This window comes from Aquimonas sp. (assembly GCF_044377145.1).
Classification (GTDB): domain Bacteria; phylum Pseudomonadota; class Gammaproteobacteria; order Xanthomonadales; family Xanthomonadaceae; genus Aquimonas.
In genome coordinates this window covers 1-16,759 of the sequence record NZ_JBILJQ010000094.1, presented here as the reverse complement: position 1 = coordinate 16,759, position 16,759 = coordinate 1, and the positions used below count along the sequence as shown (strand labels likewise).

Genomic DNA, 16,759 nt, shown 5'->3' with positions numbered 1-16,759 from the left:
GCGGCTGCCAACCACGCGCAACCGCGATATCGATCAACTGCTGCCGATTGAGGGGTGGGTGCCAGTGAGCACGTCAGACCAAGCACAGAGCGAACGGCTGGGGTAGGTGTCTTTGGCGGACGCTTACGAAGCTGGCCCGCGCCGGCTACCACCTGATCAAGGAAGGAGGCCACGTAGACGTGAAGCGAGCCTTCGGCTAAGTACACCGGCGGCGCCTGAGGTCGGAAATGGGGTTGGCTTGCAACCACCAGATCTGGCCGAGCGAGCCGCGCAGCGGCGAAGTGAAGGCTTAGCGCGCAGCGCGTTGTTGCGAAGCACCCGAGTGACATAGGCGTCGTCGGACCCGATTCAAAGGCAGGGGCCGCCTGCCCGGCGAGCCAATCAAGGGTTGGACGCGCACCGCGCGAACCACGTTACCTGTGCAGCCGAAACCGGCCACATGGGCGCCATGGCAGAACCGTTCGGGCGCTGCGCGCCTACGCCTTCACTCGCTACGCTCGCGCGGTGAGTGTTTGGGGCAGCGATGCCTGGGGCTCCCGAAGCAGCCTAGAACCAAAATCTCGCGAAGCATGCTTCGCGGCTGGTGCGGCCAAAGGCCGCAGCCACACGTGAACACAGGCAGGGACGGTCAAGCCAAGAGCGGGTCAGCAAGAAGTAAAGTGAAGCCCGGAACACGGGAGGAGTTTTGTCGGCCCTGTTGACACAGGCGGCGCAATGGTGAGCCCGGAGTGCGTGAAAAGAAAAGGGGGCGTTTCCGCCCCCTCCCCACATTGCGCATTGCCAAGGCGCTTACTGCACAGTGAGCACTACTGGTGCACGCAGCGACGCTTCGTCCGCATCGTTGCTGGTCACGCAGACATTTGCACGATACACACCGGCCGCTAAGCCAGCGGTGTTGATGTTCAACGTTACCGGCGTGGATCCTCCACCCGCCGTCGTCCCAGCAGTCACCGAGGGCGTCAGCCAAGCCGGCAGTGAGCAATCGACATTTCCGGAAACCGTCATTGCAAATCCGTCGAACGTCGATTGCGAGGCCAAGCTCGTCCAAGTTGAGGGGCCCAATACTCCTGACGGAGAAATGATCTGGCCGTTGTTGTTGGTAGGTGCCAGAGTCACGAAGTTGAACCAACGGCCACCCGTAGCGTTGTTCGGCACCGTTACGTACACCGAGACCCAATAGCTTCCCGGCGCCAACGTCGGCACTGCAGGGCACGCGGCAGCAGCAGCAGCTGTCAGGTCAAGCGAAAGCGTTTGCAGTTGACCCGCTCCAATGACCGAGAGCCCCCCATTGGTCGGTCCAGCCAACGTGCGACTGCAGGAATAGATCTCCCCGGCGGCACCCGCCTCCGGATTGCCCGCAGGAACGCCGAACGAGTTGTAGATCTTGAACGTGATCGCGCTCGGGTTGATAGCCGCGAAACTAGCCGCGCCCAGAACAAACCCCGACGCAGCGATAGTGGTCACTGACGAATCCGCGAGAGTGACTACGTCCTCGGCAACGTAGGCCCCGACTGGCGCTGGTGTCTGACCGCCAAGGAACGACGACAGGAAACCATTGTTGTTCTGGCTGGACTGCGACATCAGCGGCACCGTCAATGACCCGGTGGCGGGGATGGCCCACGTCAAGGGATCTCCACCGGTGTTGCGAACGCCGAGCGTTGCAGTGCCGGTGGTCCCAGTCGCGGCAGTCAGTGCGAACGAAGTCGGGTTGAGATCGATGTCCTGTACTCCGCGACGGAGTGCGACCGGCATCCGCAACACCGGACTCACACTACCGGTCGGCGTGAGCACCACTTCACCGAAGGCATAGGCACCTGGCGCGATCGCCGATGTATCCACCGAGACCGAAATGTTGCGCTGATCTCCAGGTCCCATGACGAATGTCGCCGGTGTCACCGTGCCAGGCGCACCGACCACGGTGGCGGTCCACGTTTCGCTCGTTGCAAGGGTGCTGCGAACCCGCCGGGTAAACGTGCACTGCGCCGAGCAGTTGCCGTTCTGGATGCTCGCGAGGTTGAGCGTTGTCGGACGTCCCGTGGGCGTTGCTGGATTGGCGTTCTGATAGTTCAGGCCGGTTTCGTTGAGCACCAGGCCGGCGCGTTGCGCCGCCGCTACCTGGATGCGACCGCCGCCTCGATCCCACGGATCGGCTGGCGTCGTGCCATTTTCCTTGAACACAGCGTCAGTCTTGCCGGTCATGACCAATGCCGACTTGATTTCCGATGGTGTCCAGCTCGGATGAGCCTTCCGCAGCAATGCCGCCGCGCCGGCCGTATGCGGGCTAGCCATCGAGGTGCCACTCAACAGGCCGTAGGCCGACGACACACCCGACACTGCGGCAAGTACCTGAACGCCCGGTGCGGTGACGTCGGGCTTGAGCAGATCGAACAGCGCCGGGCCGCGGCTCGAGAAGCCAGCCATCACATCAGGCGTGTCAACAACTTGGGTGGCGGGAAACGGAACTCCCGCCGTCACTGGCCCAGTGGAATCGACGTCGAACTGACGAAGTGCCTCCGCCTGACCGCGTGTGATCCCGAACACGGGGACGGCAACGGGTGGCGTTCCGGACGGAATGATGCCCACATTGGCGTTCGGATCGTTGTTGGCGATCACGACGGCAACCGCGCCAGCCGCAACCGCGTTCTGAGCCTTGATCGCGAATTGGCAACCTCCGCGTCGGATCAGCGCGATTGATCCGGCGAAGGTTCCCGCCGGGTATGCGACACAGCCATCGTCGGTCACGGAAACGTTGGCCAGGAATGCCGGACTGGTGATGAGTGAGGTCGTCGGCGCAATAGTTGCGGCGATCTCCGTGCCGGCGGTGCCCAGATTCATCAGAATGTTCTGCGTTGCGGCAGGCGGGGTGCCTGGACCGTTCGCACTGATGAAGAACCCGATGGTACCGCGGCTATGCGTCGACGCGCCCACCGTGGTGACCCAAGGCGTTGCATGACTGGTAGTGCTCGGTCCGGGTCCGGCGTTGCCCGCCGCCGCCGCCACATAGATACCTGCTTCGTGAGCGGCGAGGAATGCCTGCGAGAGGGTGTCCGTCCACGGCTGGGTGCCACCGCTGATCGAGTAGTTGATTACGTCTACGACACCGTCGGCGACCGCTTGGTTCACCGCCTGCACCACCGCGGGGCCTCCGCAAGGCCCGTTGTTGGCGGTCGTGTTGAACCAGCAGGTGTCGTAAGCGATGATGTTGGCGCGCGGAGCGACGCCGGAAATCGAAATCTGGTTGCCACGGAACGATGCGACAACCGCGTTGCCCGCTGCGGTGCTCGAAGTGTGGCTACCGTGCCCATCAAGATCTTCGACACCGGGATTTTCCAGGATGTTTGCCGCGCACGTACCGGTCGGGCAAGCGAGCGGGAACGCGAAATCGTAGGCGCCAATCAGTTTGTCGTTGCACAAGCCGGCGTCGAGGCCGCCGGAAAGGCAAGTGCCAAGCGACGTTCCAGGAGCCAGCGGGTTGATGTGCACATACCCATCTGCTGCGGTTGCGGCATAGGAAGGGCTGTCAAAGTTGATGCCGCCGTCGATGACGCCGATGACGATTCCCTCGGCGCGGTTGCCTCCCACAAGCAAGGGCGGGGTTTCACCAGCCTCGAACCCGCTGGCGAGCAGCGAGTCGCCAATCACACCGCCCGACCACAGGAGCGGTGCGCCGATCAGATCGGGGCCGCGGTCTGAGCTCGTGAAATACTCGGAGTAGCCTTCCACGCGAGACACGCCCGGCATGGCGCGCACTCTCTCCGCTTCGCCCGGCCGCAAGCGCACGATGATGCCGTTGAATGCATGCTGCATCGTCGCCATCAATTGCGGCTCGCGACCCAGCAGGTGCGACATGTTCGCGCGATAGTCAGCCTGCAGTTCCTGAATGTGCTCGACATACGCCTGACTGGCAGCACCCTTGACGTCGACGCGGCCTTCGCGCAGACCGCCGCGCAGAACCTCGGGGGCGCTCAGACCGTCTGTCGTGCCGCGATACATCGCCAGCGGTGGTTCGTCGAACTGCACGATGAATACGTCCGCGTTCAACGCCATCGTGGTCGAGTCATCCGACCCCACGACGGCCTGCTGAGCAAAGCCGGCAGCCTGCGCTGTCGTCGAGGTGGCTCCGATGCCGCATGCGAAGATGGCAGAAGCAAGCGCAGTAACGCGGAGGCCGCTAGTGCCTAGAATCGAACCCATGAATCTTCTCCCGATTGGTCTGTCAGCGCGCGCCGCGCGCGCCGCTCAGCGATCACCCACCGAGTATTGTCTACGGCTGTTGATCCCCGCTGTCAACCTGCCGCAACGTTGATTGGATGCCCGCACACATCGGACCGTTGCGGGGTCGTAAAGAAGGATCCGACACGCAACGCAGGTGCGGCTGACAGGGTGCGGCCGCCGGAACGATAGATCGGTTGACCCAGGCTTTTTTCGACCGCGGCAGCAAACGTTCGCCTGTACTCCTGGCATCGCCCCACAGGCCGCCGGGCTATCGCAAGGCGAAGGATAGGATTCGTTGATCGGACAGATGCAGGGCACTCGTTCAATGGCGTCACTCCGATGTCGGCGCTGTATTCAAACGTTCTGTGAACAATGAACAGCGAGTCTCGCCCCGTGCGAGTACCTAAAGGCGCTCGCACGGGGCAGAGCCGTCAGAACTGCAAGCTCCAACTATCAATCGTGCCGGTATCGCCAGCAGCGTTATCGTTCACCCGCAGTTTCCAGACGCCATTCGCCGCGACCGCGGAAGCGTTGACGGTGAAGGTGCCGATGACGTTATCGGTGCTGCCGCCGGAGCGGTTGTGCAGGACGTACACGGTGCCGTTGGGCGCCACCAGATCGACTTTCAGATCCCCCTTGTAGGTGTGCAGGATGCGCACCGCCACCTGCAGGCTCGCTGGTGCGTTGCCGCTGCGGCCGCTGACGGTGATCGGGCTTTCGACCGTGGCGTTGTCGTTGATGGCGAAGTCGGCGATGTTCTCGAAGAAGCTGGGTGAGCCGCCGCCTCCGCTGGTGTAGCTGCCGATCAGGCTGACGCCGGAGATTGCCGAGAACGCGCGCACCATCACGTGATACGTGCCGGCCTGCGGCGTGGCGAAGCTGCAGGTTTCAGCGTTCCCGCTCTGGTACGGGCGGCAGTCATAGGTGGTGGTGGTGGGGGCGCTGCCGAAACGCACGTAAAGATCGCCATCACCGGTGCCGCCCGAGGTGACGAAACTCAGCGCGCTGGCACCTGCAGGCACGCTGAGGGTGTAGCGCAGCTCGCCGTTGGCCGATGCACTCAAGCCGGTCACAGCAACGCCATTGGTCAGCGTGCCGGTCGGCGGCGGCGGGGGCGGCGGTGTTGTGCCGCTACGGTAGCCGGCGATAGCGGTCTGACCGCTGTTGGCGGGATCCAGCCAATCGCGCAGGCGGGTGGCTGCGCTGCCGCCTCCGGTCCATGAGACCGACAGCCGTCCGTAATAGTCGGACAGATTGTTGCCGCAAGCCGCTGAGCCGCCGTGCAGCTGGCCGACCAGACGCTTGTTCTGGTTCCACAGGCCCGAGCCCGACGAGCCGCCTTCGGTGGTGCCCTGGTCCCAGTCGTTGACGCGCCAATGCGTGCTGCCACTGCCGCCGCCGTAGGCGCTGGTGGTCAGAGCCTGGTCTTCGATGGCGATGCGCATTTCGTGGCCGGCGGGATGATGGATGCCGGCCGCCGAACTCGGTGTGGCGCCGCTGGCATCCCAGCCACTCCAGAACGGATTGGACGCGGTCGGAACATCCGCGTTCAAACGCAGCAGCGCGAAGTCGCTGGCCGCATTGGTCGCGACGAGACTTGCGCCCGACTGGGTGTGGGTTGCGATGGTCTTGGACAGCGGCGAGCCCGAGGCGCTGGAGCCCGGCGTGCGACAGGTCGCGCTCTGATAGTTCCAATACACCACCACCGTAGACGCCACGGTGGCGGTGCTCAAGCAGTGATTGGCGGTGAGGAAATAGGGCACCGTGGTGCCGGCTGCGTTGGCCACCAGCGAGCCCGTGCAGACATAGGAGCTGCCGCCCTGGCTGAAGGTGTAGTGGCCGACCGAGTCGATCTCGTTGGTCCAAGCGGCACCCGCCGGGCAGACCACGTCGACATTGCAGCTGCCTGACTTCTGCAGCGCATCGGCCGACTCGAACAGGCCCCGATAGCCATGGGTGACCGATGCCAGCTCGACCCGCGCCTGGCTGCGCAACTTGGCCGGCACCAGCAGTTCGATGCTGACTTTCTCGCCGGCGATATACGGTGCCCAGAAGCCTTCGCCGCCGCTGAGGTCGGCGGCCGTGAATTTGCGCACATTGTCCTTGCCCTCGCCACGGAGGGTCAGCGTGGCGCCTTCCGGCAGCACCAGACGGCTGAAGTGAAAATCGAGGGTGCGGGCACCAGGCGCGGCGATGTCCCAGCTGAACTTCTGCAGGCCGGCACCAGCAGACTGCCAGCGTGATTTCGCAAGGTTGCGTCCGTCGAAGCTGAAGCCCTCGACTGGAATCTGGATGCCGTAGCGGTAGGCACCGCCGCTTTTGCTGTCCTCCAGCTGAAGCTTGGCGAGATCCGGCGCAGGCAGCATGAACGTATCACTGGCCGTCGCCTGGGCGGCAGGCAGCGCAAAAGCAATCCCAAGGCAGAGCAGCTTGATCGTGTTTCGCATGGTTCACTCCCCGGTACAGCATGAGGGCGCGCGGACGGCGCCCGTTGGATGCCGCACACCGACCCCCCGATCAATGCGCGGCGTTGTCGGTCCGGTTGGACGCTGCCAGCCGGAGTCCGAATGGTTCTGCGGCTGGAACTCACTCTCCGGCCACCCATGTATGAATGCAATCTCCGCTGACGGCCCTCTTGCAGATTCTTCAGACCGGAGCGTCGCTGGACGCGCCTGATCAGCGTGACCTGCAGCAGTTCGAAGACATCGCCGCTGGCAAGGCCGGGCACGGCCCCCTTGGGCCGTGCGTTGCTCTGGATCAGCCAGCCCCCCAGCCGCTTGATCCTGCCGCCCCTGTTCCACTGCGGAGCCTCCGAAGAAGACCCGCACGCAGGGCTACGGCCCGGCACCTGCTGCTGTCGCCGCACGCGGCGCATGGCGACCTGACGAGACGGCTACTCCGACAGCAGCGCGGGGACGCTAGCAATCGTGGCGGTGGGTGGTCAAGGGGCGTTGCAGCGCGGCGCCGATCACGTTTTCAGCGATGGCCCGACTCGGAGACACCTTCGCCAATGCGCCCCAATCACCCCGTTCCGAGGCGCACCCGGCCAAGCTGGAATGTTCAACAGCCTTACGGTATAAGCGGCATCAAATCCCGGCACTGAGCGGGCATACAAGGCGTACTGCAGGGCATTCGACCTCGACCGCAGGGCGCTGTTGACAATGATCAAGTGAGGTCGGCGCAAGGACGCTCAGACTCTGTCCCCAGAGGCATCAACCAATGCCCGAAATCACCTGCCCTCCTAGGAGAATCGTCCCATGAAGTCCCGAATCGTCCCGGTAATCGCCCCGTTGTTCGCCGCTGTTGCCCTGAGCTTGGCCGCCGTGCCCGCGCAGGCCAACGACTGGTTCGTACGCGTCGGCGCCGTCACGGTGAGCCCGAAGTCCGACAACGGCGCGCTGGCCAACGGTGCGCTGTCGGCGGACATCGACAACGACACCCAGCTCGGCCTGATCCTCGGCCGTCACCTGAGCCCGAATCTCGCCATCGAGTTGCTGGCAGCAACCCCGTTCACCCACACGGCTCGCCTCAACGGCGCAGAAGCAGTCGACTTCAAGCACCTGCCGCCGACCTTGAGCCTGCAGTGGTACTTCGCGCCGGAATCCAAGGTGAACCCCTTTGTCGGTGCGGGCCTGAACTACACCTTGGTCTATGACGAAGAGCCGGTCACCGGTGGCCCGGTCGCCGGCACCAAGATCGGTATCGACAACTCGTTCGGAGTGGCCGCTCAGGCCGGCCTGCTGGTGAAGCTCAGCGACCGCTGGGATCTCGTGCTCGACGCCCGCTACCTCGACATCGATGCCGACGTGAAGGTCAACGGCGCCAAGGTGGGCACGGTGAACGTCGATCCGATGGTCTACGGGCTGACCTTCGGCTACCGCTTCTGATCGATCCGTCGCTCGGTGGCGCCCCCAACGCCGCCGCTGCCGGGGACTTGCCCGAGCTGACAACGGCAAAGCTTCCACCAACTCGGACGACATCCGCGAAATCGCAGCCTCAACCCGCCCCCGACCGGCCCGCGTTTCCAAGCGCGGGCCGGTTTTTGTGCGCGAAGGCTGCGGAGGCGCTGTGCGCTCAAGGCCGGGACGGTACGGTCAGCCCGACGGCTCGCTGCGGCGACGCGCCCGCGGATGCGCGCTGTCATACACCTTGGCCAGGTGCTGGAAATCGAGATGGGTGTAGATCTGGGTGGTGGCGATGTCGGCGTGGCCGAGCAGCTCCTGCACGCCGCGCAGATCGGCCGAGGATTCCAGCAGGTGGCTGGCACAGGAATGCCGCAGCAGATGCGGATGCACGCGTTTCCAGAGTCCCTGCTGCTGCGCGGCCTGTTTGATCCGCTGCTGAACCGTGCGCGGCGCGATCGCGACGCCGTTGCGACCCTGAAACACCGGCCCCTCGGGCGTCATGCCCAGCGCGCGCAACTGGCGAAGCGCAGCCACGGCCTGCGAACCGACCGGCACCAGCCGGGTCTTGCGGCCCTTGCCGAGCACGCGGGCGCTGCCGTCTTCAAGATCCAGATCGGTCCAGCGCAGCCCGCACAGTTCGGACAGGCGCAGGCCGGAGGAATAGAACAGCTCCAGCATGGCGCGGTCGCGGATCGAACGCGGGTCGGTGGCCGGCAGCTCAACCAGAGCCACGGCCTCGTCGGCATCCAGCACCTGCGGCAATTTGCGACCGGCCTTGGGCCCGCGCACGCCGACGCTTGGATCGCGTTCAATGCGGCCATGTTTCAACAGATGCCGGAACAGTCCACGGCAGGCTGAAAGTCGACGCTGAAGGCTGTGTGGCGCCAGGCCGCTGCGGTGTGCCTGGGCCAGGAACACGCGCAGGTCTTCGGCGTCCAGCGCGGAAAACGCCTGCACGCCGCGGCCGCCGCACCACGCCAATAACGCCGCCGTATCGGCACGGTAGGCCGACAGCGTATGCGCCGACAGGCCACGTTCCACCTGCAGCGCGCCCAGCCACGCCTCGACCTCGGCCACCAGCGCAGGCGCAGGCGCTACGGGTTCGGCAGTTGCGCGCGGGCGCGGCATGTCGGCGCCGATCAGCCCGGATGCCGCGACAGCGCCGCGCCGAGGGCTTCGCCCATCATGCGCAGGAACAGCGTGCCCATGCCCGGATAGAAGCGGTTGGGCTCGCGCGAACCGATCGCCAACAGGCCGCGCGCGGGCAGCTGGATCAGCGCACAGCTCTGCACCGCGGCCGCCTTGGCGCCGAACAGGAACTCCATCTTCTGCGGCGCCAGCCGGCCGCACAGCGGTTCGGCCGAGCGGAGGAACTCCGCGAACTGCACCAGCTCCGGCGCCTGCGGCGACCGCTCGATCAGCCATTCGGCGCCGGGCAGTTCAAAGTTCTGTGCGATCAGCAGCACCCGCACCAGATCGCTGTGAAAATCCTCGATGAGGCTCGCCACCAGCGCCTGCAGCGCGGCCAGTGGCGTGCCCGCGCGCAGCAGGGCCAGGGTCAACTGCTGAGTGCGCAGGGTCAGGCGCTCGTTCTCCTGCGCGGTGGCGTAGAGCTCCTGCAGGCGACGGCTGAGTTCGCGGTTCTTGTCGCGCAGCACCTCGAGTTGATACGCGGTGAGTGAGGTCGCCGCGCCGGCTTCACGCGGGATCGCCAGGCTGGCGGCCAGCTCCGGGTGCAGCTGCAGAAATTCCGGATGCGCTCGCAGGTACGTGGCGACGGCTTCGGCCTCGGGCGCAGGGGTTGAATCGGTCATGGGCAGAACTCTCCTTCGAACACGAACACGGCGGGCCCACGCATGCGCACCGCATCACCGGGGCCGTCCCAATGAATCTGCAGACGCCCGCCGGGCAGATCGACGCTGACGCCGCTGCGTGCATCCACCCGACCGCGTGCGTGCAGCACCGCGACCGCCGCGCAGGCGCCACTGCCGCAGGCAAGCGTCTCGCCGACGCCGCGCTCATACACGCGCAGGCGGATATGCGCTGGCGACAGCACGCTGGCGAAACCGACGTTGACGCTGTCGGGAAAGCGCCGGTCGACCTGCAGCGCGGCGCCGATTGCTGCGACCGGTGCGTGATCAAGCTCGGCCACTTCGATCAGGGCGTGCGGGTTGCCCATCGACACCCCGCGGAAGGCATGCACTTGGCCCGCGTGCTCGATCACGCCATCGGGCGCACCGACGCCGATCGCAGGCAGGGCTTTGGCGCGGAAGTCCGGCACGCCGAGGCTGACCTCGATGTCGTCCGGCGCATGCACGTATACCTCGACTGCGCCGCTGGGGCTGTCGATGCGGAAGCTGCCGGCCGCGGTCATGCCGGCGCGCACGGCCCATGCAGCCACACAGCGCGCGCCGTTGCCACACTGCGCGGCGGTGCTGCCGTCGGTGTTCCAGATGCCGTAGTACAGGACCGAATCGGCATTGCGCGGCGGCTCGATGCTCAGCAGTTGATCGAAGCCAACCCCGGTGCGGCGATCGGCGATCCAGCGGATCGCATCTGCGCTCAGCTCGGGCAAGCCTGGGCGACCGTCGATGAGCACGAAGTCGTTGCCCGCGCCGTGCATCTTGGTGAAGCGCAGGCCGCGCAGGGCGGCGTGCGGGTTCATCCGCGCTCCGCAGCCGCAGCGGGTTCGGCCTTGGCCGGCATCGGCGGCGGCGCCTCTTCGGGCAGTACCAGCGCACCGCGGTTGCCGCAGGCGCTGAGCAGCAGCCCGAGGCCGAGTGCGAGGGCGAGTTGGAACATCGGGCGTTGCGAAGTGGGTCTGTTCATGGCGCAGAAGTATAGGCGCGCCGCCCGCGCCACGCGTTCAGGCGCTGACGCTCAGATGGCTGATGCTGGCGGCCTGGGCCTCCCAATCGGCGCGGCCGTCGAAGGTTGTCACCGTCAGACCCGTGCGGGTTGAGGGATCGAGACAGCGCACATTGATGTCGAAGCCATCGGGGTTCGAGCGCGGCACGTAGTAGCTCTTGACCCCGCAGACGCGGCAGAACAGATGGCGTGCGGTGCCGGTGCCGAACCGGTACTCCGACAGCGCCGCCGGATCGCTCATCAGACGGAACTGCGTGGCCGGCACGATCAGATGCAGAAAGCCGCTCATCGCACACAGCGAGCAGTTGCAGTCCAATGCCTCGATATCGGCCGGCGCATCGACTTCGAAACGCACGGCGCCGCAGTGGCAGCCGCCGGTGTGGGTGATCAGGCTTGGCTTCATGGCGAGCGCATCGGTCGGTGGGGGCAACAGCCTACTGCTGCAGTGCAGCTTGCCCCAAGGGCCAATGGTTGGCCGTCGCCGCGCATGCGCCAATGGCGACGGGAACTGCGTCGCCGCGATCCGCGGCGACATCGGGCGTTGGAGAACGCCGTCGGATCTGCCGCGCACTGACGCGGCAGGCCATGGGGAGAGACTGCGATGAAGTCGATCGTGAAGTGGGCGGCGCTGGCCGCCCTGCTGATGCTGACACCTGCGCGGGCGCAGACCCTGACCGAAGTCACCGGCTTCGGCAGCAACCCCGGCAATCTGAAAATGTTCAAGATCATTCCAGCCGGGCTGCCCGCCAATGCGCCGCTGGTGGTCGCCCTGCACGGCTGCGCGCAGTCGGCTGCGTCCTACGATGCCGAAACCGGCTGGGTGCTGCTGGCCAACCGCTGGAAGTTCGCCCTGCTGCTGCCGCAGCAGCAGAGCGGCAATAACAGCAGCACCTGCTTCAACTGGTTCGAGAGTGGCGACATCAGCCGCGGCAGCGGCGAGGCACTGTCGATCCGGCAGATGCTCACGCGCATGCAGACCGACCACGCCACCGATCCCGCGCGCAGCTACGTTACCGGGCTCTCCGCAGGCGGCGCGATGGCAGCTGTGATGCTGGCGACCTATCCCGAGGCCTTCACCGGCGGCGCGATCATCGCCGGCATTCCCTACCGCTGCGGGGTTGGCACGAGTGCGGCCTTCTCGTGCATGAATCCGGGCAGCGACCTGAGCCCCGCGCAGTGGGGCGACAAGGTGCGCGCCGCCAGCACGCATGTCGGGCCGTGGCCGGTGGTGTCGATCTGGCACGGCAGCTCCGACACCACCGTGCGGCCGCTGAACCTGACCGAGGCGGTGCAGCAGTGGACGAATGTGCACGGCGTCGATCAGATCGCCGATGTCGAGGACAGCCTGCTCGGCTACCCGCGCAAGGTCTACCGCGACAGCAGCGGCCGCAACGTGGTCGAAACCATCAGCGTCACCGGAATGGGCCACGGCACCCCGGTAGACCCGGGCAGCGCGGAGACCCAATGCGGCACGGCCGGCGCCTATGTGCTGGATGCCAACATCTGCAGCAGCTACTGGATCGGCCGCTTCTGGGGCCTGGACAATCTCGACAGCCAAGCACCAACGGTCAGCCTGACCGCACCGACCGCAGGCAGCAGCGTCAACGGCACGGTGACAGTCAGTGCGAGCGCCAATGACAACATCGGCATCGAGCGGGTCGAGTTTCTCCTCGACGGCGCCCTGCTCGGCAGTGATGCCAGCGCGCCGTACTCGATCAGCTGGAACAGCGCGCTCAGCGTCAATGGCAGCCACAGCCTGCAGGCCCGTGCGCTGGATCTGGTCGGCAATGGCGGCAGCTCGGCTGTGGTCAGCGTGACGGTCAGCGGCGGCTTGAGCGACACCACGCCGCCCAGCATCAGTCTGGTGTTCCCGACCGCAGGCGCAGTGCTATCCGGCAGCGTGAGCCTGAGCGCGCAGGCGAATGACGATTTCGGTGTCAGCGGCGTGCAGTTCCTGCTCGACGGCAGCGTCATCGGCAGTGTCAGCGCAGCGCCGTGGAGCCTGAACTGGAACAGCGCCAGTGTCGCCGAAGGCAGCTACGCGATCAGCGCGCGCGCCTTCGACGCAGCGGGTAATTCCGCCACCAGCGCGGCACGCACGATCAGCGTGAGCCAGAACATTCCGGCGCTGGATGAGACCTTCGGCGATCGCGATGGCAACGGCGACTTCGCCGACAGCAGCGGCTGGAGCGGCGGCTTCGTCGCAGATGCGGCCAATGCCACGGTCGGCACCGGCGGCAGCCAGTCGGCCTTCGGTGCCGCGAGTTCCGGTGTCAGCTGCGCCACCGGGCTGCGCACGCAGAGCTTCAGTCGCAGCCTGAGCCTGGGCAGCGCGCCACGGCTGAGCTATGCACGGCTGCTGGATCTCAAAGCCAGCACCAGTGCCAGCTACAGCGCCTACTTCCGGGTCAGCATCAATGGCACCAGTGTCGACGAGCGTGTCGTGAGCTACGGCAATGCGATCGAGGCGGACTGGGTGCGCCGCGCGGGTATCGACCTCAGCGCCTGGGGCGGGCAGACGGTGAGCCTGCGCTTCGAAGTGGGCGCCAACGCGAATGTGTGCATCGAAGCCTGGGCGCGGGCCAACATCGATGACATCCGCATCGATAACGCCCAGCAGGCCGCCGACACCGTCGCGCCGACGGTCAACCTCGACTCGCCATCCAACGGCAGCACGCTGGCCGGCAGCGTGCAGCTTGCGGCGAGTGCCAGCGACAACATCGCGGTGACGCGGGTGCAGTTCTTCGCCAACGGCAGCCTGCTCGGCGAGGACAGCAGCGCGCCTTACACCTTCAGCTGGAACATCGGCAGCGTTGCCAACGGCAGCTACGCGCTGATGGCGCGCGCGCTGGACGCCGCCGGCAACATCGGCAGCGACGCCGACACCACGGTAGCGGTGAACAATTCACCCATCGGCGGCGGCAGCCAGCTGCTGAGCCTCGGCAGCGTGGGCACGGAAGATGGCTATACCAAGGCCAGCGCTACCGGCGGCAGCGCTGAAGTCGGCGCGCTGGAAGCCAGCTACGGGCTGGCGATCAGCCGCGGCAGCGATTCGAAACACAACCGCGCCCTGCTGTCGTTCGACACCTCAGCCCTGCCGGACGATGCCGAGATCCTTGCAGCCACGCTGACGATCACCCACCGCGGCAATTCGGGTGATCCGTGGGCCAGCCCCAGCGGCAACCGCCTGCTGATCGACCTCCGCAGCGGCTGCTTCGGCGGTGACTGCGGTCTGCTCGCCAGCGATCACGACGCCGCCAGCACCCTGGATGCCGTGGCCGAAGTGCCACGCTTCACCAGCGGAACGCAGGACAGCACGCCGTTTGCATCCACCGCGCTCAGCGCCATCAACCGCAGCGGCCGTACCCAGCTGCGATTGCGCTTTGAATCCAACCCGACCGCCACCCGCTACCTGTGGATCGGCAGCGGCACCCAGGCGACGCTGAGGATCGAGTACCGCCAACCGGACTGACTGCCGCCGGCGCACGCGGGCGATGTCCTCGCCCGCGTGCTGGCAGGGTTCGACAGCACCCGTCCTCTCTGGAATAGTTCGCCGCGCCCGGCTTCACGGGCATGAACGAACCGATCGAGAACGACATGTGCCGCTATCGCCAGATCCTGCTGCTTTCGCTGCTGCTTCTTATCTCCGTAGTGCACACCGGCTGGGCACAGGCGCCGGGCAGCAAGTACCGTCCGGCGCCCATACCGCCGCTGTCCTACAGCGTGCAGCTGGGGCAATCGCTGGAAATCGATGTGATCGCCGACCTCAGAACCGACGAGAAGGGCCTCAGCCTGCACAGCGTTGATCGCCCGCAGATGGGCGCCGCGGTGATCAAGAAAAATCGCCTGTACTACATCCCGGGCTGGGGGGCCGAAGGCCTGGACAGCTTCTGGGTCCAGATCGAGCGCCAAGGCGGCTACACCTTCGCCGTTCAGCTCGACCTGACCGTGCTGCCTCCTCCCGTACCCGGGCTACCGCTGCTGGTGCAGGTGCAGGTGCCGTTCGACATCCCGCTGCAGCTGCAACTTCATGCCGGCGACGAGACCGTTGCAACGGCCGAGGTGGTCGGCCCCACGGCGCTCGCCCAGCTTGAGCTGCCGGCCGCAATCGCCGACGCGACCCTGGTCTGGGTATCGGCGACCGGTATCAACTCCCGCGGCCAAAGCGTCGAGCTGCGCGCGCTGTTGCACAACGCTGGCGCGATCCGTGCTGGCACGCTCCACCCGCCCCACCTCGATCTCAATGCGCTGTCGACCGCCGCGTTCGCGCTGATGCAGCGCGCAGGCTTCGCGGTCGAGCACAGCACGGCGGAGGCGCTGTCGCACGCCAACGCCCTGGACCCCCAACAGGTGCTGCGCAGCGCCGCAGTGCTTGAGTTCTTCCATCGCGACGGCTGCTGTCTGCCGCCCGGCGTCAAGAGCGCCTATGCGGCGCTGCTGGATCCGTCCACCCATGCCTGGCTCGAAAGCCTGACGTCCGACTACCACCTCGAGAGCATGCAGGAGATGCTGCTGGTGCACAGCGCGCGGCCGCTGGAGTCGAACACCGAGGGCCGTCTGCCGCTGCGGCGCGCGGCGAGCGCAGACAGCGTGCGCACCGACGGCCTGTTCGGCCTGGAGCTCGCGCGCCAGGGGCCGTCGGGGCCAGAGCAGCTGCAGCTGCCGTGGCGGCGCAGTCAGCTCGGTGTAAGCGCCAGCAACAGCGGCAGCTACGGTCATCGCAATTACTCGCTCAACCAGCCGGTCGACTACACCGATCGCATGCCCGTGCAGTGCCCGCAGCCCCACCCGGGTATCGACACCAGCTTCCGGATGTTCGGACTGAGCGGCTGGCAGCTTGCGCGGCTGCTCGACGTGCAGCTGGCACAGGTCACCGTCGATGCCTGGCCACTCGATTTGAACGTGCCGCTGCCGCCGGGCTGTGGGTTCGACCTCGGGCAGATGCAGGCGCAGCAGCGGCAATTCCTGCTCGGCCGGCCGCGTCCACTGGAGAGCAGCGGCAGCGGTGACGGCTCCATTCCAGCGTTTCTGCACATCGAGCTGCCGCTGCCCGGCGTCGATGCGCGTCGGCTGCAGGCCGCCCGCATCGAGCTGCAGGGTGGATCAGGCTGCAGCCTCGCGGCGGAAGGCTTTGACCCGCAGTGTCAGCTGCAGCATCAGTGGAACGCGCAGGGCGAGTGGCAGGGCATGCAGCTGTGGGCGTTCGAGAATGGAGGTGAGTGGCAGACCTGGGAGTTCCGCGTCGAACGCCTGCGCGCCATCGGCGAACCGCACGAAGCGCCGTTCAACCCTGATCCGGTGGTCGGTGAATGGCAGGTGCAGTCGCGGCTGAACGCGGGCGAGTCGAGCGTGTACACCAGCCTCGGTGTACAGGGTTGGTGGCTGTCGCCGACCGGCCTGAGCCCGGGCTGGCTGGAATCCTCCGACGGCACTGCACGCGTTGGCTTGCGCAGCACACCGGCCTGGCGCAGCTTTCTGTTCGCAACCAGCGATCCGCAAGGCAGGGTGACTCACGAGGTCGACGTCCCCGGCGAACAGGTGCAGCCGGCGCCGTGGCGTGATCGGCCGGTCTACAGCGAATGGCAGGGCGAGACGCTGCGAATGGAGAGCCACTACGACGTAAGCGTCCGCCCAAGCCACCTAACGCTTCGCCACTCGCCGTGCTGAGCCTCAGTTGCAGATCGGCGCCCAGCCCTCGATCGGCAGCAAGCTGTCGATGTCGCGGTTGCGCGTGGTCGGCAGGCGGGCGAGTACATCGACCAGCCAGGCCT

Annotated in this window: 10 protein-coding genes; 3 read left to right on the top strand and 7 right to left on the bottom strand. The window is 66.2% G+C overall.

What is annotated here, in order from left to right; translation table 11 throughout:
• Positions 1–789: 789 nt before the first annotated feature.
• The gene (locus ACIQ7H_RS19835; protein ID WP_395794791.1) at positions 790–4,194 is read right to left on the bottom strand and encodes a S8 family serine peptidase; all 3,405 of its coding nucleotides are present in this window, start codon (positions 4,192–4,194) and stop codon (positions 790–792) included.
• Between the two features lie 452 nt (positions 4,195–4,646).
• A complete protein-coding gene (locus tag ACIQ7H_RS19830; RefSeq protein ID WP_395794789.1) occupies positions 4,647–6,662 on the bottom strand; it encodes a proprotein convertase P-domain-containing protein in 2,016 nt (671 codons plus the stop codon).
• Positions 6,663–7,472: 810 nt separating this feature from the next.
• Here ACIQ7H_RS19830 and ACIQ7H_RS19825 point away from each other — a divergent pair.
• A complete protein-coding gene (locus ACIQ7H_RS19825) occupies positions 7,473–8,102 on the top strand; it encodes an OmpW family protein (RefSeq protein ID WP_395794787.1) in 630 nt (209 codons plus the stop codon).
• A gap of 207 nt (positions 8,103–8,309) precedes the next feature.
• Here the strand turns inward: ACIQ7H_RS19825 and ACIQ7H_RS19820 are convergent, their stop codons facing one another.
• The 5 genes from ACIQ7H_RS19820 to ACIQ7H_RS19800 form a co-directional block, all read right to left on the bottom strand.
• Entirely contained in the window at positions 8,310–9,248 is a 939-nt protein-coding gene (locus tag ACIQ7H_RS19820; RefSeq protein WP_395794785.1) for a tyrosine recombinase XerC, read from the bottom strand.
• An 11-nt stretch (positions 9,249–9,259) separates the two neighbouring features.
• Complete coding sequence (locus ACIQ7H_RS19815; RefSeq protein WP_395794783.1) at positions 9,260–9,934, bottom strand: DUF484 family protein; 675 nt, start codon at positions 9,932–9,934, stop codon at positions 9,260–9,262.
• Positions 9,931–10,785: a diaminopimelate epimerase gene (dapF, locus tag ACIQ7H_RS19810; RefSeq protein ID WP_395794781.1), complete on the bottom strand. Its 855-nt coding sequence runs from the start codon at positions 10,783–10,785 to the stop codon at positions 9,931–9,933. The genes ACIQ7H_RS19815 and dapF overlap by 4 nt, the downstream gene beginning before the upstream one ends.
• Positions 10,782–10,922: a lipoprotein gene (locus tag ACIQ7H_RS19805; protein WP_395794779.1), complete on the bottom strand. Its 141-nt coding sequence runs from the start codon at positions 10,920–10,922 to the stop codon at positions 10,782–10,784. Before ACIQ7H_RS19805 ends, dapF begins: the two co-directional genes overlap by 4 nt.
• 64 nt (positions 10,923–10,986) lie before the next feature.
• Positions 10,987–11,418 (bottom strand): GFA family protein, encoded by a 432-nt coding sequence (locus tag ACIQ7H_RS19800; protein ID WP_395794777.1) that lies wholly within the window; start codon positions 11,416–11,418, stop codon positions 10,987–10,989.
• Positions 11,419–11,589: 171 nt separating this feature from the next.
• On the opposite strand from ACIQ7H_RS19800, the gene ACIQ7H_RS19795 reads away from it, so the two are divergent.
• On the top strand, positions 11,590–14,460 hold the full coding sequence (locus tag ACIQ7H_RS19795; protein WP_395794775.1) for a PHB depolymerase family esterase: 2,871 nt from the start codon (positions 11,590–11,592) through the stop codon (positions 14,458–14,460).
• Positions 14,461–14,561: 101 nt separating this feature from the next.
• Positions 14,562–16,655 carry a hypothetical protein gene (locus tag ACIQ7H_RS19790; protein WP_395794773.1) on the top strand — a complete coding sequence of 698 codons (2,094 nt, stop codon included), beginning with the start codon at positions 14,562–14,564 and terminating at the stop codon, positions 16,653–16,655.
• Positions 16,656–16,759 lie beyond the last annotated feature (104 nt).

Bases quoted from the DNA above. Each gene is read 5' to 3' on its own strand.
- ACIQ7H_RS19835 (WP_395794791.1), bottom strand. From the start codon at position 4,194: ATGGGTTCGATTCTAGGCACTAGCGGCCTCCGCGTTACTGCGCTTGCT.
- ACIQ7H_RS19830 (WP_395794789.1), bottom strand. From the start codon at position 6,662: ATGCGAAACACGATCAAGCTGCTCTGCCTTGGGATTGCTTTTGCGCTG.
- ACIQ7H_RS19825 (WP_395794787.1), top strand. From the start codon at position 7,473: ATGAAGTCCCGAATCGTCCCGGTAATCGCCCCGTTGTTCGCCGCTGTT.
- ACIQ7H_RS19820 (WP_395794785.1), bottom strand. From the start codon at position 9,248: ATGCCGCGCCCGCGCGCAACTGCCGAACCCGTAGCGCCTGCGCCTGCG.
- ACIQ7H_RS19815 (WP_395794783.1), bottom strand. From the start codon at position 9,934: ATGACCGATTCAACCCCTGCGCCCGAGGCCGAAGCCGTCGCCACGTAC.
- dapF (WP_395794781.1), bottom strand. From the start codon at position 10,785: ATGAACCCGCACGCCGCCCTGCGCGGCCTGCGCTTCACCAAGATGCAC.
- ACIQ7H_RS19805 (WP_395794779.1), bottom strand. From the start codon at position 10,922: ATGTTCCAACTCGCCCTCGCACTCGGCCTCGGGCTGCTGCTCAGCGCC.
- ACIQ7H_RS19795 (WP_395794775.1), top strand. From the start codon at position 11,590: ATGAAGTCGATCGTGAAGTGGGCGGCGCTGGCCGCCCTGCTGATGCTG.
- ACIQ7H_RS19790 (WP_395794773.1), top strand. From the start codon at position 14,562: ATGAACGAACCGATCGAGAACGACATGTGCCGCTATCGCCAGATCCTG.